The sequence below is a fragment of the Mesorhizobium sp. LNHC252B00 genome, assembly GCF_000502955.1.
GTDB lineage: Bacteria > Pseudomonadota > Alphaproteobacteria > Rhizobiales > Rhizobiaceae > Mesorhizobium.
Map to the genome: position 1 here is coordinate 23,468 of NZ_AYWO01000043.1, position 19,094 is coordinate 42,561.

Below are 19,094 nucleotides of genomic sequence, written 5' to 3' on the forward strand. Positions count from 1 at the left end.
TCATTTCCTAGAGGAGGGACGGACAGCCAGAACAGCTGGATGATTGCGGAGTAGCCAAAAACTCATCTGCATTTTGGTTCCCTCTTATCCCTATGAGCCATCGGTTCAGCCGGCTCTGATTGGAGACGCCTGGCATGGGTGCGGTGACGGTGCGCAATGTCATTTCCCGGTCTGCGCATGGCCGAGAACGTGCATCAGCCGGTTTGCCCAGCCGAAGATCGATATGGCGTGGACAAGGTCGATGATCTCGACATCATTCATGCCGACGGATCGCAGCGCGGCGATATCGTCTGCCGTCGCTTCCGACGGCGCCGCCGACAGGCGGCGGGCAAAGCTGTAGATTGCCGCATCGCGCGGCCCAAGCTTTTCGGGTTTGTCGAGGTACAGCGTGGTGACCACTTGGTCGCTCTTGGTCAGCTCTGCATGCCTGCGGGCGTGGACAACGGCACAGAATTTGCAGCCATTGACGATCGAGGCTCCCAACGCGCCAAGTTCGCGATCGGGACGAGCGAGCCCACCCTCGACGTACATGATTGCGTTGAACAAGATGGTGCGGGCAAGATAGCTCTCTGGGTCATGGGCAAGGGTTCGCACATATTCCGAAACTTTCTTGGCGGAGGGCGTAACCTTCATCGCATCGAGCTGTTCCGGCGTGGCCTCGGACAGCTCGACCGGCGCGATGTATGGCTGCCAGTTCAGCGGCTTCAGGCGCACCGAGGAAATCATGACGACCTCATCAATCGCAAACCGGTCGCTACCCGCGTCTGGAAATTGACGAAGGCAATCAGTTCGGAGAGCGCGACGATCTGAGGATTGCTCAATCCGGCCTGGGCAAGCAGGGCGATGTCGCTCGCCTGCGCCTTTTTCGGCGTCAACGTGACCAGGTCGGCGTGCCGGGCGATAGTCGCCAATGGCTCTTTCAGAGCAGTTTCGCCCTGGGCCACGGCCAGAAGCTGCCCTGTCGCATCAAGCTGAGCCAATTGCGTGTCAAATTGCTCTACCAAGGCAGCATCGCCATTCAGGGCGGCCATGCGACGAGCAAGAGCAACTCGCAAAATCGGCGCCAAACCTTGGTCGTGGGCGGGGTGCAGTACGGAGATGCGACATTCCTCGGCCCCTTGCACGAATTCCGGCCGAAACCGACGCGCTCTGAAAAGCTCATCGTCCGGCGAAAGACCGGCGGCTTTGTCAATTGCGTCGATCACCACGCGGCCTCCCTCTGCAGCAAGGGTGTTGAATCGACCCATTCGTCGCCCAGAAGTTCGGGCGTGTCGTAGGCGATCAGATTGGCGAAGTGGGTTTCGACATCCTCGGCAAACAGCGATGCGGCAATGCCGCGGACCAGACGGTCGGCCCCGGCGGTGACGGCCGGGATATCGCCGGAGACCTTGCCATGGGTCAGCATGGCGGCGTCGTTGAAGCAGTGGATATGCGCCAGCATCGGGCAGGAGCCGGGGACGCGTTCGCGAAACTCGAAGGCGGGACCGAGATCCGGCGCGTCCGACATGCCTGCACGAGCCGGCCCCATATCCGGCCTATATCGGCCATCCGACCAGGTGCGGATATGTGGGGCGATCGCCGCAAATTCCGGCCGGCCGCTGAAGTCATTTGAAAAGCCGGTTGCCGCGATCAGGAAGTCGTAGCGCATCGGCCCCTGCGTGGTTTCCACCAGCAGGGTCCCGGCCTCCTCCTTCGCCGCAACTATGCCGCAGTCGAGAAGGAACCGAGCATTGGGGTGCCGAGACACGCGAAGTGTCGATGAACGGGGCGGCGGTGTCTGGGTCGAGGCGGTATAATCGAAGAATTTCCACTTCCAGGCGTCGGGCAAGTGATGCATGCCGAGTACAACACCCGGGCTGCCAATGCCGGTCAGCTTGTTGATGCGCGGCATTTCCTTGCGCCGGATCAACATGTCGACAGAGCCGGCTCCCGCCTCGAGTGCCGTTGCGGCATTGTCCATGGACGAAGCACCAGCGCCGATCACCGCCACACGCTTGCCTTTCAGCGCATCGAAATCGATGTCGTCGGCAGAATGGGCCCAATAGGCGCGATCGATGCCGCTGAGGAAATCGGGGACGGCAAAACCGCCCAACCCGGACCGACCGGTGGCCAGAACGAGACGACGGGTGAGAACCCGGCCGGTTTCCGCGCCATCGATATCGATCGCAATCAGATCTCCCACGGCTGTCAGTCCGGTCATGCGCACGCTGTTGCTCACCGGCAGGCCAAGAACCTTGCGGTACCAGACCAGGTAATCCATCCACTGGCCCTTGGGGATTTTATCCAGCGACCGCCAGGCCTCAACGCCCCATTGCGCCGTGAACCAGGCGCGGAACGTCAATTGCGGCAGGCCGAGCGACGGACCGTGCAGGGTTTTCGGCGACCGAAGCGTTTGCATGCGGGCAAAGGTCACCCATGGTCCCTCGAGCCCGGCCGGAGCCGCATCATAAGCCACGACATTGCTTATCCCGGTCAGCACCAGCTTTGCCGTGGCAGCAAGTCCGCACATGCCGGCGCCGATGACCACGACATCGCGGACCGGCACGCCATCGTGTGAACGCGCCGGAACCCATGGCTTGGCGGGCAGTTCGAGAAAGTCGAGATCCTGCGCGAGCTGTGCTTCGAGCGCAGCAAGACCTGTCGACGTTGGCGCGGCGGGGGTATGCTTCATATTCCCGTTCCGTAATTTGTGCCGGACGCAGGATCGCTCACCAATTGGCCAGCCAGGGCCGGATCGAGTTTCTTGAAGCCGACGATCGACCGTTCGGCCACCGCCTCGACCGCATCCATCAACGCCTGCGCGACTGGACGAAGCGGACGTTTTTCGGCAGCCACAACGCCCCAATAAAAGAGAACGGTTGCGTCGATCGGGCGGATGACGACATCGGGCAAGGCGACGCCATAAGCGGTGAGGGGATCGATGACGGCGGCCGCACCGGTCTGACGCACGATCTGTAACGCGCCATATGCAGTATTCGTCCGGATCACTGGCCCGGTGTCGATGCCCCTGGCCGCCAAGGCCTTTGAGACATGCAACTGGAAACGTAGGGGGTTGAGCAGTGTGGCGACGCGTCGACCGGCAAAAGCGGAAAGCGGTATGACGTCAAGTTCAGCCAGCGGATCGTCCTCCCGCACGGCAGCAACATCAGGCGCCGAATAAAGCCGCAGCACATCCAGACCAGGCGTATCGAGCGGCAAGCTTGAAAACCCGATCTCGGCACGTCCGCTGCGCACCTCCTGGGCGACGATCGAGGGCAGAAACTGCCCGAGATGCGTCTCGTGCGGAAGCTCGACACCTTTGAGTTCGGCCATGGCCGTCGGGATCAAGCCGGTTCCGATCGCGGAGGTGGTAACAATCTGCAGGATCCGCCCTCGGCCGGCGGCAATCATCTTGGCCCGCGCGGCAAGCTCGGTGAAGGACATCAGCAAGCGCCGCGCCTCCTCCTCGAAAGCCACACCCTCCTCGGATAACTGCACCCGGCGACCGACACGGTGCAGCAATTCGAAGCCGAGCTCCGCCTCAAGATCCTGAATGGTGCGTGTGACCGAAGGCTGGGAACACCCGAGCATCGCGGCAGCCTTGGTGATGCTGCCGTTGGCGGCAACGGCAAGAAAGGCCTGGAGATCTCGTGTTTCCATTTACGCCTACATGCGCATTGTGTATGAGTAAGATCGTCTCATGCAGTTTTGATATATGTCAAGGCGGAAATGAAATATGGCCGGAGACGCCTCGGAGATTCGCCATACGGTCGGAATGATACGCAAGCCCACGGAGCGTCGTCGGTCGTCTCGGCCATGTGGCTCGAACGCGTTCCAGCTGAACCCCGTGGAGCGATTCCTGGGTAGCGAGGCTCAAGGAAGCGATAGGTTTCAATCGAGTTGTGCCTGCCTGCTGGCCGTGCATGCAATGGCGTTCGCCCCGCTGCGATCGTAAAGACTGGAACAGGAGAAATCCTATGCGGGTGAGTATTCTGGGGGCCGGCGCAATTGCTTACGGCCTTGCTGCCTGCTTGGCGGAGGCGGGACACGATCCAATGCTTTGGTCGCCGTCGGGAGAGCGCACCAAGGCACTGGCCACCGGCGAATTGCTAAAGGCCACGGGCGCTGTCGAGGCAACGGTGTCGGCGCGTATCGCCAAGGATTGTAAAGAGGCTATTGCCGCAGCAGACGTTGTGATGGTCGCGCTGCCGGCTAATGGGCACAAGAAAGTGGTGGATGCTGCCGCTCCTTATCTGAGGGAGGGAATGCCGGTAATCATCAGCTCTCACAGTTCTTTCGGCGCGCTGTATCTCTCCAGGCAATTGGCGGAACGCAAGGTTCGCCTGCCGATCGTCGTCTGGGGCACGACGTTGGTGACCGGCCGTCAGTCCGGGCCAACAGAAGTCCACGTTGCCAGTGTTCGCCAGAAGGTCGATGTCGCGACGCTCCCGTTCGACGCGATGAACCAAGGGTTCCGACTTTGCACGACCCTGTTTGGAGATCGTTTCGTCAAGCGCGACGGCATGCTTGCTATCGCGCTCAGCAACCTCAATCCGCAGAACCATCTCGGGATCGCTCTTCTTAATCTCACACGCATGGAGAAGGGAGAGCAGTGGAGCCAGGCCGGAAATGTCACGCCGGCTGTCGGCCGCTTTATCGAGGCTCTGGATGCGGAACGATTGGCGATCGCCGCTCGTTTTGGAATTGCCGTGCGCACGGTTGAAGAGCATTTTTCATTGTCGTTTCACGTCCCCATGGCCACTGTTTCGGAAATGAATCAGGAGATGGATCGCCAAGGCCGCGGCGGCTTGGGCCCGTCAACTATCGAAAGCCGCTATGTTCTGGAGGACGTTCCCTTCGGGCTGCTGCCGACGGCACTCTTGGGGAAGATCAGCGGAAACCCAGCGATCCTCCATGAGGCTGGAATTTCGATATTCTCTGCAGCCTACGGTCGCGATCTTAAGGCAGACAATGATATCCTTCCTGCGCTCGGCATCGAAGGAATAGGAAAAGTGGATCTGGAGAACCTTTGCCGTAAGGGTTTTTAGCGACTCTTCACAGATGATGACGCGGGCAACCGGACAGCGATACGCGTCAATCAACCCGCTCTCATCTCCAGTCAAGCGGCTGCAAGTTTGTTGCGGAAGCCGACGGATCGGCTTCCGTTCTTATATGGCGCCCTGCCGCATCACGAGCTTGACTTCGGCACCCTGGCCTGGCGCCAACGTGAAGGATAGCTCGTCTTGCCTTCCATCTGGCCGGATCGGGGCTTCCGAGGTTGCTTCGGTGGCAGGCGCTGCAGCAATGGCCGGAGCCTCGGCAGGAGCGATCTCTGTCAATGATCACGGAATCGGGACCCCATATTTTCGCGCAAAAGGGGGTCTGACGCACTCTCGATGAAGTTCGGGATCATATGGCACCGATCAGCCTGGCTTGCAGGAGNGCGCAAAAGGGGGTCTGACGCACTCTCGATGAAGTTCGGGATCATATGGCACCGATCAGCCTGGCTTGCAGGAGGTCGAGCTTTCCGCGTCCATACATCTGCCGTTTCACAAGCTTGAGCTTGGTGATCTGTCCCTCTGTTTGACCGTTGGACCATGGTTCGGTGATCGCGGCGCGGACGGCGGCATGGTCGCGAATGATGCCCTTGGCGAAAGATGCGATGAGGCTTTTGCCGGCGTCGGCGATCCACGGNTCGAGATCATCGGCAAGCTTCTTGCGGATCATGGAATGGAAACCGGCGATCAGATTGCGTGCTTCCACCAGCAGGGGCACGCCCGCCTCGATGGCGGCGATCATGACCGTGTCGGCTTTGCTCAGATGATCACGGGCCGTCGTCATCAGCCGCGCGATCGTTCTGGCTGACGGCACCTTGTGGAGTTGCTGATCGGATGCCTGCTCGGCACGACGCCGTCGCCTTGCCCATTCGCTGACGACGCCCAGGCGTCCCCGAAAGCCTTTTGTCTTCAGCCGCCGCCAGAGCTCGCTTGCATTGTGGCAGCCCGATATCCATTGCCCATCCAGGAACGGCAACCATGCCTCGAGCGAACTCTGCCGGACGCGGAAAATATCGGTTCGCTGGCCACGGATCACTTGGCGTACGAGTTTGCGACTGTGACCGGTGCGGCGCACGATCTCCTTGATGGGGATGCCTTCGCCGGCAAGTTTCATGATTGCCGCGTTTGTCTCCTCACGCCGCAGANGATAGCCTTCGTATTGCAGCTTCTCCACGTAGGTGAGCAAGTCGGGATTGATCGTCGTAGCGCCGATCGCAGTTCGGATTATCCGCATCGACTTGCGAACGGCGTCGAGGAAAGCCGCGCTCGCATTCTCCATGAGATGCCAGCGGTCGGCGACCTGAACCGCGTGCGGTAATGCCTTGGCGGTGGCTTCGCCGTAACCGCCGCCGCGGTCGCGCGAGACGGTTTCGATCTCAGGGTGATCGGCAAGCCAAGCCTCGACGGTGGCAACTTCACGGTCGGGCAACAACGTCACGATCCGCCGTCGCTCCAGATCGCAGACGATCGTGCCGTAGCGATGGTTACGGCGATAGGCCCAGTCATCGATGCCGACAATCTTGATAGGATCTGTTCGTAAACAGGCCCGTCGCCGCACCACCCGTAGCAATGTGTCATTGCTGACCGGAACCATCAGCCGCTTTGCAAAACTAGCCGCCGGCCGGCCGCCGAGCGCCAGTCCAAGATGATGAACGATACACTCCAATCGCGAGGTCCGGCGCGATCGCTCGGTGACAACACTGTCGTCAAAGCGCTCGGCGAAGATTCGTCGTCGGCACAATGTAGCATCGCAGACGAAGCGCCGCGCGACGAGGCGGAGCTCTACCTTCGTCCCACTACAGGGAAGATCGGACACGCGTCGAACATAGCGGCTGTGGACCCGGCTCGACACTCTGCGGCAAAGAGGGCAAGGCCGCGCCGACGTACCTGACCGCGCGGTAATGACGATCACTCCTTCGTTCTCAGCGATGGCCTCGACGACCAATCCAGCCGGGATCAAGGACGACAAACGCAAATTTCTCACCATGGTGCTGATTCCCCTCAGAAAACAGCACCACGCCGCCATGCAAAATCATCAAATGTGAGTCAGACCCCCTTTTGCGCGAAAAACCAGGGTCCCGATTCCGTGGTCATTGACAGCTGGGGCCAGACTCTCACCTACCACCCCACTTGCATTGCATCGTGCCGGGCGGTGGCGTCTCGCCCGACGGCACACGGTGGATCTCGTGCAGGCCGGGATTCTTTTTACCCGTGCGCGTGCTTTCTCGCTTGTTTCGCCGCCGCTTCCTGGAGGAACTGCGAGTGGCCCATGATGCGGGCCGGCTGGGCTTCTTCGGCGATCTCGCCCACCTGGCAAAGCCCGATGCCTTCGCTCGCTTGCTCGCCGAAGTCCGTCGCCTCGAATGGGTCGTCTATGCCAAGCCGCCTGCGGCAGGCCGCAGGGGGACTGTCAGGAATTCTGTGCGCGAGGCCATGATGATGGAAAAGAGAGAATCATCACATGGCTATTGAGAAGGAACTTCTGGACCAACTGCTTGCGGGTCGTGATCCGAACGAGGTTTTCGCTAAGGAGGGTCTGCTTGACGACCTGAAGAAGGCGCTTTCGGAGCGCATTTTGAGCGCCGAGCTCGACGAGCACCTTGAGGACGAGAGCACCGAGGGGAACGTCAATCGTCGCAACGGCCATTCGCGGAAGTCGGTGCTGACGGGCACATCGAAGATGACGCTGAGGATCCCGCGCGACCGTGCCGGAACCTTCGATCCGAAGCTGATCGCCAAATATCAGCGTCGCTTCCCAGACTTCGACGACAAGATCATCTCCATGTATGCGCGCGGCATGACGGTGCGCGAGATCCGCGGCCACCTGGACGAGCTCTACGGCATAGACGTGTCGCCGGACCTGATCTCGGCCGTCACCGACGCTGTCCTGGAGGAAGTGGCAGAGTGGCAGAATCGCCCGCTGGATGTGGTCTATCCGCTCGTCTTCTTCGATGCCATCCGGGTCAAGATCAGGGACGAGGGCTTCGTCAGGAACAAGGCCGTCTACATCGCGCTCGGCATCCTGCCGGATGGCACGAAGGAGATCCTCGGCATCTGGATCGAGCAGACCGAGGGCGCCAAGTTCTGGCTGCGCGTCATGAACGACTTGAAGAGTCGTGGCGTCGCCGACGTCTTGATCGCCGTCGTCGATGGCCTAAAGGGCTTTCCCGAGGCGATCAACGCCGTCTTCCCCCAAACCGTGGTTCAAACCTGCATCGTGCACCTGATCCGCCATTCCCTGGAGTTCGTGTCGTGGAAGGACCGCAAGCCCGTCGTGCCGGCGCTGCGCGCGATCTACCGGGCCAAGGACGCCGAAGCCGGCATGAAGGCCTGGAGGAATTTCGAGGCCGGCTACTGGGGCCAGCGATATCCCGCGATCACTCAGAGCTGGCGGCGCAACTGGCAGCACGTCGTGCCGTTCTTCGCCTTCCCAGAAAGCGTGCGGCGGATCATCTACACCACGGATGACATCGACAAGCCTGATTTCGGCTTTTCGATTCCTGTTGCGTTTCTTTGTTCGGCTCAGGTGAGCCTGTTTCTTCGTCCCGGCCCACAGGATTTCCCGTGCGAGCGTGTCGAGACGCAGTCAAGGCTGGCCGGTGCGATGGCGGCACGGCCGGCTGCGAGGTTTCCAGGCCACGCCTTGACTGGGTCGAGCACGGCGCCAGTCTGGAGCGGACCGAGGCGGCGGTCGTGCCGGCACATTCGTTATGCTATATTTGTCCGGCACGGACGACCGCGAGGCAAAGAGTGGTGCGAGAGGATGAGAGTGCCGCCACGCAGCCGTTATAGTCGTTCCTCCTTTGTGGCGTCCGTGCGCCGCTTCGGCCCGCGTGGCCGCCAATGCCGAACCATTAGCTCGTACGCACGCTCGGCATTCTCGGCCGCGGCTTTCTCGCTGTTTCGCAACTCCTTCACGTTGTAAGCATAAGCCGAACCGCGGCGACCGACACCGCGCTCGCCCGGCGCGCCAGCCTTGAGAGCGAGCTGCCTCTGCTTTGCCGCCACCAGCGCCGGGCGAGCCCAGAAGTAGTCCTGCTCCTTTGTCAGCAGATGCCAGATCAACACCGCGAGCTTACGGGCGACCGCCACGGCTGCGACCTGATGGCCACGCTTGTTGCGGATGCGTAGGAAGAAGGCTCTGAGCGGTCCGGGCGCCTTCGCCGCCGCCCAGGCGGCCTCGACCAGCATGGCGCGGGCATGGGAACGCCCATGTTTGCTGATCCGGCCATATTGCGCCAAGCCAAGACCGGATTGGCGCACACGCGGATTGAGGCCGAAGTAGCTCACCAGCTTCTGCGGTTCGCCGAAGCGGTGGATATCGCCGACGGCGGCGGCTACACCCATCGCGTCGCCATCGCCAATTCCCGGCTGGTCAGCATGGCCGACGACCGCGTCGCGTTCCGCTGGCGGGATTATCGTCATGGCGGCAGGACGAAGGTCATGATACTCGATGCCCATGAGTTCATCCGCCGCTTCCTCCTGCACACGCTGCCCGACGGCTTCCACCGCATCCGCCACTAGATGGGGTAACGGGCCGCCAAGCTCGGCCTGTGCCGCCGACTGCTGGCAAGCCAGCAGTCGAACAATCTCGAACCGAGCCGAAAGCGCCGCTGTCGCCGCCGAGCGCCTGGCGTTGACGCATCGCTGCCCATGCTGCGGAGGGGCGATGGTCACGCTCGCCACCTGGCGATGCGGGCAGGCGCCGCCGAACCCCTTCTGGAAAGACACTCATGATCACGCCGGGTGCGTCCACATCATCTGGTTCGGCACCCGTCGCCATGCGCGCCGGCACCCAGACCTTTGTCCCACCGCACAAAGCCGCAAGCAGCCAGCCCGGCGATAGAGGCCACTGCTGCCTGTCTGACGGTTCACGCCATCACGGTTTGCCTTCCATGCTGTCCATCGCTGTAGTCGAACCGCAACGCCGTTCATCGGCCTGGCAAAGACAATCCCGCCGCTCCTCCGGGCTACAATCCCCATAGGGCCAGACCGACCCGCAGCTTCGCTCAATCCGGCTTGCAATGAGGCCCGACAATCAGCCGGCTCGCTCCGTCGCGCCGACGGACCTCACAGAACCCTCTCTGCAAGACACGTTCGATCCGCGAGAAATCGCCGCATCCTATCGAGAAGAAATGAGGAAACGTGGTCCATACGCTCATCTGGGTTCCTTCGGTAGGTTCCAAGTGCGTGTCAAACCAAGCTACATTTCAAACCGTCCTGCTTTGTGTGATGTCCATCTCAAAAGCCGATCCAGTTTGACGCAATTTGTTCTCTCACATGCATCATCCTTGCAAGGAGCGTTGGACCGAGAATTCTGATCGCCGATTGAATAAGGGAATGACGTCGATGGTCATCCTGCGCCCAAAAAGGGGACTATTACCCCTTTGTTCTTGCACCAACAATACGCGACGCAGCAGGAAACATCGAAACGACTCGACACGACTAACTAAAAGGCTGATGGAACATGAGAAGCGTTGAAACTTTCCGGGATGTGCAGAGCGAGGCAACCGAGTGGCGTCGCTACCTGCACCAGAATCCCGAGCTCGATTATCAGTTACACAACACGGCAACGTTCGTAGCCGAGAAACTGGCTTCGTTCGGCATCAATCATATCGAAACGGGGGTAGCTGAGACCGGTATTGTCGCACTCATCCAAGGCGAAGGCGGAGACGGACCGGCGATCGGATTGAGGGCGGACATGGACGCCCTCCCAATCGTTGAGGCGTCAAATAAACCCTGGTCGTCGCAAATACCGGGCAAAATGCATGCGTGTGGCCACGACGGTCACACCGCGATGTTGCTGGGCGCCGCAAAACACCTTGCGAGTACGCGCAACTTTAAGGGCTCCGTCGCTTTGATCTTTCAGCCGGCAGAAGAAGTGGAGCTGCCATCGGGCGGCCTGAGGATGGTCCAGGAGGGAATCATGGATCGTTTTGGCATCTCCCAGGTTTTTGGTATGCACAACATGCCAGGCATGGAGATCGGCAAGTTCGGCATTTGCGATGGCCCGATCATGGGCTCGCAGGACGACTTCGACCTCATCGTGAAGGGCAGGGGCGGCCATGCGGCCTCGCCGCATCGGGCCATCGATCCCGTTGTCATTGCAGCACAGATCATCATTGGCCTGCAAACCTTGGTCTCGCGCAAAACCGATCCCATCGAATCGCTGGTGATCTCAGTCACCAAGTTGAACGCCGCACAGGCCTACAACATCATTCCCGATCACGTTGAAATCGCCGGAACCGTGAGAACTCTCTCACCCGACCTGCAAGACTTCGCCGAACGAGAGATCTTGGCAGCCGCCCAGGGCATTGGGCGCGGATTCGGCGCGGACGTTGAGTTCAAATACCGTCGATCCGTCCCGGTTACCTTCAACCATACGGAGGGGACCAATCTGGCGATCACGGCGGCACGCAATCTCGTGGGACCTGCCTCCGTGGACGACAACATCAGAGTGAGTATGGAGGCGGAGGACTTCGCCTACATGCTTGAAACGCGGCCGGGCGCTTACATTATGATTGGAAATGGACCGACCGCTGGCGTGCACCACCCGGCATATGATTTCAACGACGAAGCCTTGCCTTACGGCATCGGCTATTGGGTGAAACTGGTTGAGACGGTTCTGGCCGCTTGAAGCGACGACACCGAAGAGCGTGTGGGACAATCGCGCGATCCGAGAGCGGGATGATTTCATCTCCCACCATGTCCCGCCTCCGCGAAGTAGTTGGAGCGCTCATTTGCGGTGACGGCAATAAGGATTTAGCGGATAGCGTGCAGATGGCGTCTGAGGTGCGGTCCGGCGGCCTGTCCGAGCAGATGCTTGGTCTTGACGAAGAACTGCTCGATCGGGTTGTAGGCCTTTCTCGGCTTTGGCGTTCGGAGAACTGGTAAACGGACCGCGATCGTCCTCATGCCGCCCTCCGCGCGAAAGCGGCGCAGCAAAGCTCTCGAACTGCTGACAGGCGGGTTCCAAGAGATCGGCGCTATGGAGAGCTAGCTGTGGAGCCTTCTGTGGTTGCCGCCCGTAATGCAAGAGCTTCTGGCCCTTTTCGACGTGTGATCGAGTGCGGTCTTCTGTCAGGCCTTCATATGCGGCATTTCCAGAAGGGCCGGTATGGTGATCTGCAGATCAGGTCCAAATCTCGACAACGAACGCATTGGGCGATCGCCACGAGCATGCGCGGCTTTCTCGCCAGCATATACGCCAGCCAAGATCCCTCGGAGATCGATCTGCGACCTAGAGCGGTTCCTGATTTGACGGAATCGAAGGGGATTCCGGATCAGTCGGTTTTGTGATTCAAGATGCTGGCTGGAGTGGAGGCCAGCATCGGATGACGCGACCTCTTTCGGATGATCTTCGCGAACGTGTTGTAGCGGCGGTTTTGGGTGGCGAGAGCCGCCGGTCGGCCGCGAAACGGTTCGGCATTTCGGTTTCGGCGGCGGTGAAGTTGTTGCAGCGCCATCGGGCGACTGGCTCGGTTGCGCCTGGCAAGATGGGCGGACATCGCAAGAGGGTGCTGGAGCCGCACCGTGCCTTCATCGAGGCGCGTGTGCGTGAGACGCCGCATCTGACACTGCATGGTCTGAAGGATGAGTTAGCCGCACGCGGGGTCAAGGTCTCGCACAACGCGGTCTGGATGTTCTTGAGGCGCGAGGGCCTGAGCTTCAAAAAAAACGCTGTTCGCCCTTGAGCAGGCGCGCGCTGATATTGCCCGCAGGCGTCAGCGATGGCGCTCTTGGCAGGCCGGCCTCGATCCGCAGCATCTGGTCTTCATCGACGAGACCTGGATCAAGACCAACATGGCTCCGCTGCGCGGTTGGGGGCCGAAGGGCGAACGGCTGCGCGGCTTGGCCCCGCACGGCCACTGGCGCACGCTGACCTTCCTCGGCGCGCTGCGCTGCGATAGGCTCGCGGCACCTTGCGTCTTCGACGGGCCAATCAACGGCCAATGCTTCCGCGCCTATGTCGAGCAGCAGCTCATCACCGTGCTGAAACCCGGCGACATCGTCGTCATGGATAATCTGGGAAGTCATAAGTCGGCGGCCATCAGGCAGATGATCAAGGCGGCCGGCGCCAGGCTTTGGTACCTACCGCCCTACTCCCCAGACCTCAATCCGATCGAGCAGGCCTTTGCCAAAATCAAACACTGGATGCGCCAAGCTCAGAAACGTACCGTCGAGGACACTTGGCGCCACATCGGCCACCTCGTTGAAACGATCGAGGCAACCGAATGCAACAACTATTCGCAAACGCCGGCTACGCTTCCATCAAAACGTGAAAGGCTCCAGCCAGTTCAAACGTGACATGGCCCCAATGATGAGCAATTGGCGAATGTCGGCTTGTCCCTCCTTCGAAACCCGCCCGAGCCGTTCCTTGCCTCCCGAGGAATGCTGCCGTGGGACAAGGCCCAGCCAAGCCGCAAAGTCCCGGCCGCGTTTGAAGCTGGCCATGTCGGGTGCGAATGCTTCAACCGCCAGCGCGGTCAGCGGGCCAACTCCCGGCATGGTCTGCAGCCGCCGCACTGTTTCCGTCTCTGTCGCCAGCTTCCTGAGCTGCACGGTCTTGGCCTCGATCCGCTCCGTCGTACGCATCCGAGCAAGGCCGCATGATTGGGCACGCGCGTGCGCGCAACGGGCTCTATGATGGCGTTGCGTGAAGGTCAGTCGGCCTGCTGATTGGCGGCTTCGCGCAAGCGCTTCCATTGCCAGGGCAGTAGTTCGTGCAGACGCTAGGTGGGAAGATCGGCAATGCGGGCCAGGACGTCGGCGAGCCAGACTTTCGGGTCGACGTCGTTGAGGCGTGCCGTGGTGATGAGGGTAAGCATGACGGCGGCACGATCGGCCCCGCGCTGGGAACCGGCGAAGGTCCAGTTGCGCCTTCCCAGAGCCGTCGCAGGATCATTCTGCCCATGTCGGGCAGGTGGTAGAGTTTCATTATCGCTGGCATCCATATTACGGCGGCCGTTTTCGGCATGAAGGTCGGGAGGATCGCGCTAACGGTTGGATCATTCGGGTCGAGTTTAGGCCGGGCGAGATCATTCAGGTTGTAGAGTGGATGCTGGATCGGGCGTTTTGCGCTGATATGGAGATGGGCGAACCGCGCGTTGCGGTGATTGGGCTCATGGAGCTTGATGGACTGCTTGCCGAGCGCGGTTTCAGGCAGACTTCGACGGATGGACTCATGGCCATCCAGGAGGCGCGCCATGAAGGCTTTGCCACCACCGCCCTCGACATTACCGGTGCTGACCCAGCAGCTGAGTATGCCGCTCGATACGCCGCAGATGCGAGGCCTGAGCGACGCGGACCGAAGCGCCGCTGTTGGCAGGTTGGCGACCCTCCTGATGGCCGCGGCCGGCGTCGCGACGAAGGAGACGAGCGATGACGGGCAATGATCTCCTTCCAGCCACGGTGCTGAAGCGCAAGGCTGTGGTCTACGTTCGACAGTCGACCCCGGGTCAGGTCCAGAACAACCTGGAGAGCCAGCGGCGACAATATGAACTTGTCGATGTCGCGCGCCGCTGGGGATTCCATGATGTCGAGGTGATCGACGATGACCTTGGTCGGACCGCTAGCGGTCGACCGCCCTGGTTTCGAACGACTGGTGAGCGGCCTGTGCACAAGCAAAGTTGGCGCAGTGCTCTGCTTCGACGCATCGCGCCTTTCCGTAACGGCCGGGATTGGCACCACCTCCTGGAACTGTGCGGCCTGGTTGAAGCGCGCGTGATTGATCTTGACGGGGTGTACGATCCCTGTCGGCCGAACGATCGATTGCTGTTGGGCATGAAGGGCAGCATCAGCGAGTTTGAGCTCGGCATTTTGCGAACGCGATGCTTGACGCGGCTCGCGCCAAAGCGCGGCGGGGGGAACTGCGCCTCAGTGTTCCGATCGGCTATATCTGGCATCGTGAATACGGTCTGGGGCTTGATCCTGATCTTCGGGTACAGCAGGCGATCCGCCTCATCTTTTCGCGCTTCCGCGAGCTTGGCAGCGCTGCACTGAAATCGATGCGAGCGACGATTAAAAGCTTGAAAATACCGCGGCAGACGCCGGGACGCTGGCTGAAATCTTCCAACAGCTCAATCCGCTCCTTCGGGGATGGATAGCCTATTACGGCCGGTTCAGCCGTTCGGCCCTGTCCACTCTGGCTGACTACGTCAACCGGAAGCTCAGGGCTTGGATCATGCGCAAGTTCAAGCGCTTTCAGTCCCATAAGATACGTGCCAGCCTCTTGTTGAGAAAGTTGGCACGGGAAAATCCGGGACTGTTCGTGCATTGGAAGGTGTTCGGAACGAATACGTTCGCCTGACTGGAGCGGTGTGAATCGAGAGGTTCACGCACCGTTCTGCGAGAGGCCGGCAGGTGAAATTCCTCCGGCCTACTCACCCCGGCCTCTCCACAAAGATGGCCCGCCTGCGTGGAAGAGCGCCGCGCGGCGAGCGCTGCCGGGCCGGCGTGCCGCATGGCCACTGGAAGGCCACGACCTTCACCGGAACGCTGCGGCTGATGGGCATGACTGCCCCCTTCGTCTACGACGGCGCCATGAACGGCAACGTGTTCCTGGCCTATGTCGAGCAGGTGCTGTTCCCGACATTGTCGGAGGGCGACGTAGTCGTCATTGCGGCGCGACAATGAAGCTGCGAGGGCGTATTGCCTCAGAATTGTCGCGCCACAGCGGAGCAAACGGATAGGCCGAGCCGGAAACGATGACCGAAGGCCCGAACGATTGGAAGTGGCAAGTAGGACTGGCAACTGATGAGTGGAAAGCGGCAGAAGACCCAGTATTCACTGGCCTTGGAACCGAGGTACCGGGGTGAAGCCCCTGTCAGCGGTTACCAAGGGGCCGAACCACTCGTGGCGAAGTCGGCACCCCAAAGCCCAGCTTGGAAAGAACAACTAATGGAGACTGTAGCCGAGAGAATCTGGAAACAGCGTGGAAACGCGTTCGAAGCAACAAGGTAGCCCAGGCGTGGATGGGATGACCATCGACGACGCCAAGGGCACCTGCGTGAGCACTGGCCAGGCATTCGGTCTCGATTGCTCAAGGCAACCTATCAGCCGCAGCCGGTCAAGTGGGTCGAAATCCCCAAGCCGGACGGCGGGGTCAGAAAACTCGGCGTACCTTGCGTCGTCGACAGACTGATCCAGCAAGCCCTGCTGCAGGTCCTCCAAGAACAGTGGGGCCCGACGTTCTCGGAGCACAGCTACGGCTTCCGCCCGGAACGCTCTGCCCATCAGGCAGTAGCCCAAGCGCAATGCTACATTGCCGAGGGTTACAGCTAGGTGGTTGACCTCGACCTCGAAAGATTTTTCGACCGGGTTAATCATGATAGCCTGATGGCGCGCGTTGCCGCGAGGGTGTCCGATAAGCGTGCGCTCAAACTCATCCGAGCATTCCTCAATGCGGGGGTGATGGAGGATGGCCTGGTCCGTCCGGTGGACGAAGGGACCCCGCAAGGCGGTCCGCTCTCGCCCATCCTAAGCAACCTCCTGCTCGACGACCTCCGACAAGGAACTGGCCCGACGTGGTCACCGCTTCTGCCGTTACGCGGACGACGGCAACATCTATGTTCGCAGCCACCGCGCCGGCGAACGGGTCATGGCTTCCGTCAGCCGGTTCCTGACCAAGAAGCTGCGGCTGAAGGTCACGAGGCGAAGAGCGCGGTGGCGCGACCGGAGGAGCGGAAGTTCCTGGGGTTCAGCATCTCTAATGACGGGAGCGAGCGGCGCATTGCGCCGAAGGCACTCGACAAATTCGAGACGCTGATCCGGGACATGACACGCCGGACACGGGGGATCAGTCTGCCGCAGTTGATCAAGGAGCTGAAGCCATACCTTATCGGATGGCGCGGTTACTTCGGCTTCTGCCAGACCCCACGGGTGCTTACGAACTTGGAAGTGTGGATCCGCCGAAGACTACGCATGTATCTTTGGCGGCAATGTGGGAACGGGCACAACCGCTTCAAGGAACTGCGCCGTCGTGGCGTGCCAAAGTTCGGAGCTGCGGTTGCTGCCGGTTCACCGACGGGATTCTGGCGCATGTCAGGACACCCGGCGGTCCAACAGGCCCTGCGCAACCAAACTTCGAGTCGCTCGGTCTTCCCCGTCTCTAGTCCCTGCCCAAGCTTAATCCGATCGAAACGCCGTGGTAAGGACCCGAATGCCCGGTGATGTGGGAGAGGCGGCGTCGCGAGGCGTCCCCCTATCTCGATCAATCCCCGCCGATTCAGCCTCAATTCATTCCGCTCTAGCCGGGATGTCGTGGGACCAGCTTCGAGGCCGAGCCGAGAGATCGGCTGCCGAACTCGCCAAAAGTTCGATTATCGCATTCGGTTCTGCTTCGACTTCACACTTATACGGCCTCGAGTGTGCAGCGGACCCAAGTCTGCTGATCGGGCTCCTTCCGGCGACGATCACCCGTTACCTGGCGCCACCTGTGGCGGTTCGGGGAGGTTGGGGGTCGCTGATTGCTCCTGTTCGGCAAGGGCCGGAAGTGGTGTGATCGACCAATTAATTAAGTCGACGGCATGCTGAAGTATCGCCTTGGTCTGAGCCGGGCTGGGTGAAAAGGCGATGACACATCCGATCGAGTCTAGCCAATCGCCTTTCCTGATGATCGGCGTCTTGGGTTCAACATACAATCGGACCTCGGCGACACCTGCTACGGCAGCCGCCCGACTGTCGCCATCGATCCAATCGAGGATGCCATCGCGATCAGGAGCCAGCAGCCGCATGGCCGCAGTTTTTGAAAACCTTCTGCGCAAATCCCATTCCTCGCCGATGACAAGCTTGATGTGCTCGGTGACGAGATCGCTACCGTAAGCCAGCTGGACCAGGTCAGGATCCCCGCCCGAAAGACGGGGATTGACCTCAATGACGACTGGGCCACGCTTCGTCCACCGAAGTTCGATGTTCGTTGGCCCCCAGCCAAGGCCGAGAGCTCGCAAACAGCTCAGCGAAACATCAACGATACTTTGATGCTCGTCATCAGTCAGCGGGGCCGGATGGGTGTACTCACGAAAGACGAAATGCGGTGGGGGGCCGAACTCAGCGGCAGCAATCGCAATGACTTCATTTCCCATTATGTTAGCGCAGTAGTATGGGCCTTGTGCGAATTCTTCGACCAGTATTCTAGGCAAGGACCGCCATATGTACTTCCCTTCCAACAGATAGGTCCCGTGTTCAGTTAACTCATCGATGTTGCGGCACAATCGGACACCACTGCTGCCGATACCCACGGCTGGCTTAAGAACCACCGGCAGGCCGATCTGCGCGGCAGCGCTTTCCACCTCCGCCGCATCCGCTGCCAAACGATAAGCAGGTACTGGAACGCCGGCCTCGGCGAGGAGCTGACGTTGAAGGAATTTGTCGCAGCATCGTTCAATCGATGCGGGGTTCGGTCCCGGCAGATCGAAATGGCGGCAGAGCTTGCCAACTGTCGCATAAAACGGCTCCCAGTCGCTTGTAATGCCAGCGATGTCATAGTTCGCCTGCAGCTGAGAACATTCGCGGATCAGGGCATCGAGATCGTTCGTATCGACACGGATTGCCTCAAGCCTTTCCGCCGAAAGATAGTCGTACTGAGCTGGATCAGCCGACAGGGTAACTGGTGTAAGGCCAAGTCGCTGGGCCGCTTGGACGTNAAGATAGTCGTACTGAGCTGGATCAGCCGACAGGGTAACTGGTGTAAGGCCAAGTCGCTGGGCCGCTTGGACGTATCGCGAACCAAGACCCCTTGTACTGCCTTCAAGCAGGATAAGCGCTCTTCTTGCCATTGGCGTCGACCTCCGTTGCGTGCTGTGCGGCAAGCTGAGCGTAAACAGCTATCCGCTTTATTCGTCCCTGACCTCAGCCTTTGTGGTGAAGGTACCATGGGCAGCGATCTGCGCTCGCAAAGGTTCTGTAAAGTTATATGAACGATCTGTTGCAACATTTTGCTTGCCGGTAGCCTGGTAAGGAGGCCTCCGCGGCGCCGACGAGGAAGTTTGTGATTTTTCATGGAATGAGGACCCTGTTTGAGGGGTGATTTTCGTCCAAACGGGGGTCTGACTCACATTT

Annotated in this window: 15 protein-coding genes and 8 pseudogenes; 13 read left to right on the forward strand and 10 right to left on the reverse strand. The window is 60.4% G+C overall.

Annotated features, from left to right (window positions below):
- Positions 1 to 159 precede the first annotated feature (159 nt).
- The 4 genes from X744_RS141865 to X744_RS141850 are packed head-to-tail and all read right to left on the reverse strand — an operon-like array spanning position 160 to position 3,639.
- A complete protein-coding gene (locus X744_RS141865) occupies positions 160 to 726 on the reverse strand; it encodes a peroxidase-related enzyme (protein ID WP_023762691.1) in 567 nt (188 codons plus the stop codon).
- The gene (locus X744_RS141860; protein WP_031261280.1) at positions 723 to 1,205 is read right to left on the reverse strand and encodes a hypothetical protein; all 483 of its coding nucleotides are present in this window, start codon (positions 1,203 to 1,205) and stop codon (positions 723 to 725) included. Before X744_RS141860 ends, X744_RS141865 begins: the two co-directional genes overlap by 4 nt.
- A complete protein-coding gene (locus X744_RS141855; RefSeq protein WP_023762693.1) occupies positions 1,202 to 2,671 on the reverse strand; it encodes an NAD(P)/FAD-dependent oxidoreductase in 1,470 nt (489 codons plus the stop codon). Before X744_RS141855 ends, X744_RS141860 begins: the two co-directional genes overlap by 4 nt.
- Positions 2,668 to 3,639: a LysR family transcriptional regulator gene (locus tag X744_RS141850; protein WP_023762694.1), complete on the reverse strand. Its 972-nt coding sequence runs from the start codon at positions 3,637 to 3,639 to the stop codon at positions 2,668 to 2,670. The genes X744_RS141855 and X744_RS141850 overlap by 4 nt, the downstream gene beginning before the upstream one ends.
- 317 nt (positions 3,640 to 3,956) lie before the next feature.
- Between X744_RS141850 and X744_RS141845 the strand changes: the two genes are divergently transcribed.
- Positions 3,957 to 5,027 carry an NAD/NADP octopine/nopaline dehydrogenase family protein gene (locus tag X744_RS141845; RefSeq protein ID WP_023762695.1) on the forward strand — a complete coding sequence of 357 codons (1,071 nt, stop codon included), beginning with the start codon at positions 3,957 to 3,959 and terminating at the stop codon, positions 5,025 to 5,027.
- A 436-nt stretch (positions 5,028 to 5,463) separates the two neighbouring features.
- On the opposite strand, the gene X744_RS0138630 is transcribed toward X744_RS141845, so the two are convergent.
- Positions 5,464 to 7,005 (reverse strand): ISL3 family transposase, encoded by a 1,542-nt coding sequence (locus X744_RS0138630; RefSeq protein WP_245266858.1) that lies wholly within the window; start codon positions 7,003 to 7,005, stop codon positions 5,464 to 5,466.
- On the opposite strand from X744_RS0138630, the gene X744_RS1000000175670 reads away from it, so the two are divergent.
- From X744_RS1000000175670 to X744_RS0138635, 3 genes and pseudogenes are all read left to right on the forward strand, one after another.
- Positions 6,938 to 7,081, forward strand: a complete 144-nt coding sequence (locus tag X744_RS1000000175670; RefSeq protein WP_245266861.1) for a hypothetical protein — start codon at positions 6,938 to 6,940, stop codon at positions 7,079 to 7,081. The genes X744_RS0138630 and X744_RS1000000175670 overlap by 68 nt on opposite strands.
- 38 nt (positions 7,082 to 7,119) lie before the next feature.
- Positions 7,120 to 7,433: pseudogene (locus tag X744_RS1000000172915) on the forward strand (transposase); the annotation flags it as partial.
- A gap of 64 nt (positions 7,434 to 7,497) precedes the next feature.
- A pseudogene (locus X744_RS0138635) lies at positions 7,498 to 8,511 on the forward strand (IS256 family transposase); the annotation flags it as partial.
- Between the two features lie 311 nt (positions 8,512 to 8,822).
- Here X744_RS0138635 and X744_RS1000000172920 read toward each other — a convergent pair.
- Positions 8,823 to 9,461 carry a transposase gene (locus tag X744_RS1000000172920; protein ID WP_348626183.1) on the reverse strand — a complete coding sequence of 213 codons (639 nt, stop codon included), beginning with the start codon at positions 9,459 to 9,461 and terminating at the stop codon, positions 8,823 to 8,825.
- Between X744_RS1000000172920 and X744_RS1000000172925 the strand changes: the two are divergent.
- Together X744_RS1000000172925 and X744_RS141835 are read left to right on the forward strand one after the other, a co-directional pair.
- A pseudogene (locus X744_RS1000000172925) lies at positions 9,369 to 9,557 on the forward strand (transposase); the annotation flags it as partial. The gene X744_RS1000000172920 and the pseudogene X744_RS1000000172925 overlap by 93 nt on opposite strands.
- Before the next feature lie 946 nt (positions 9,558 to 10,503).
- Entirely contained in the window at positions 10,504 to 11,673 is a 1,170-nt protein-coding gene (locus tag X744_RS141835) for a M20 aminoacylase family protein (protein ID WP_031261286.1), read from the forward strand.
- Between the two features lie 125 nt (positions 11,674 to 11,798).
- Here X744_RS141835 and X744_RS1000000174160 read toward each other — a convergent pair whose 3' ends face one another.
- Positions 11,799 to 11,951 (reverse strand): hypothetical protein, encoded by a 153-nt coding sequence (locus X744_RS1000000174160; protein WP_156938643.1) that lies wholly within the window; start codon positions 11,949 to 11,951, stop codon positions 11,799 to 11,801.
- 419 nt (positions 11,952 to 12,370) lie between these two features.
- On the opposite strand from X744_RS1000000174160, the pseudogene X744_RS1000000172930 reads away from it, so the two are divergent.
- Positions 12,371 to 13,318 (forward strand): annotated as a pseudogene (locus X744_RS1000000172930) (IS630 family transposase).
- 25 nt (positions 13,319 to 13,343) lie between these two features.
- On the opposite strand, the pseudogene X744_RS141825 reads toward X744_RS1000000172930, so the two are convergent.
- Positions 13,344 to 13,556: pseudogene (locus tag X744_RS141825) on the reverse strand (IS110 family transposase); the annotation flags it as partial.
- Positions 13,557 to 13,699: 143 nt separating this feature from the next.
- Positions 13,700 to 13,927, reverse strand: a pseudogene (locus X744_RS0138650) (transposase domain-containing protein); the annotation flags it as partial.
- 315 nt (positions 13,928 to 14,242) lie between these two features.
- Between X744_RS0138650 and X744_RS1000000172935 the strand changes: the two are divergent.
- From X744_RS1000000172935 to X744_RS1000000175680, 6 genes and pseudogenes are all read left to right on the forward strand, one after another.
- Positions 14,243 to 14,431, forward strand: coding sequence for a hypothetical protein (locus X744_RS1000000172935; protein ID WP_084025743.1), 189 nt, complete (start codon positions 14,243 to 14,245; stop codon positions 14,429 to 14,431).
- Positions 14,418 to 15,038: a recombinase family protein gene (locus X744_RS141820; RefSeq protein WP_023762710.1), complete on the forward strand. Its 621-nt coding sequence runs from the start codon at positions 14,418 to 14,420 to the stop codon at positions 15,036 to 15,038. Before X744_RS1000000172935 ends, X744_RS141820 begins: the two co-directional genes overlap by 14 nt.
- Positions 15,039 to 15,138: 100 nt before the next feature.
- Positions 15,139 to 15,345, forward strand: a complete 207-nt coding sequence (locus X744_RS1000000172940) for a group II intron maturase-specific domain-containing protein (protein WP_245266859.1) — start codon at positions 15,139 to 15,141, stop codon at positions 15,343 to 15,345.
- Positions 15,346 to 15,395: 50 nt separating this feature from the next.
- A pseudogene (locus tag X744_RS141815) lies at positions 15,396 to 15,653 on the forward strand (hypothetical protein); the annotation flags it as partial.
- A 420-nt stretch (positions 15,654 to 16,073) separates the two neighbouring features.
- Positions 16,074 to 16,487: pseudogene (locus tag X744_RS1000000175675) on the forward strand (reverse transcriptase domain-containing protein); the annotation flags it as partial.
- Positions 16,488 to 16,811: 324 nt separating this feature from the next.
- On the forward strand, positions 16,812 to 17,207 hold the full coding sequence (locus tag X744_RS1000000175680; protein ID WP_245266860.1) for a group II intron maturase-specific domain-containing protein: 396 nt from the start codon (positions 16,812 to 16,814) through the stop codon (positions 17,205 to 17,207).
- Positions 17,208 to 17,449: 242 nt separating this feature from the next.
- Here the strand turns inward: X744_RS1000000175680 and X744_RS141810 are convergent, their stop codons facing one another.
- On the reverse strand, positions 17,450 to 18,811 hold the full coding sequence (locus X744_RS141810; RefSeq protein WP_023762714.1) for an acetyl-CoA carboxylase biotin carboxylase subunit family protein: 1,362 nt from the start codon (positions 18,809 to 18,811) through the stop codon (positions 17,450 to 17,452).
- Between the last annotated feature and the right edge of the window lie 283 nt (positions 18,812 to 19,094).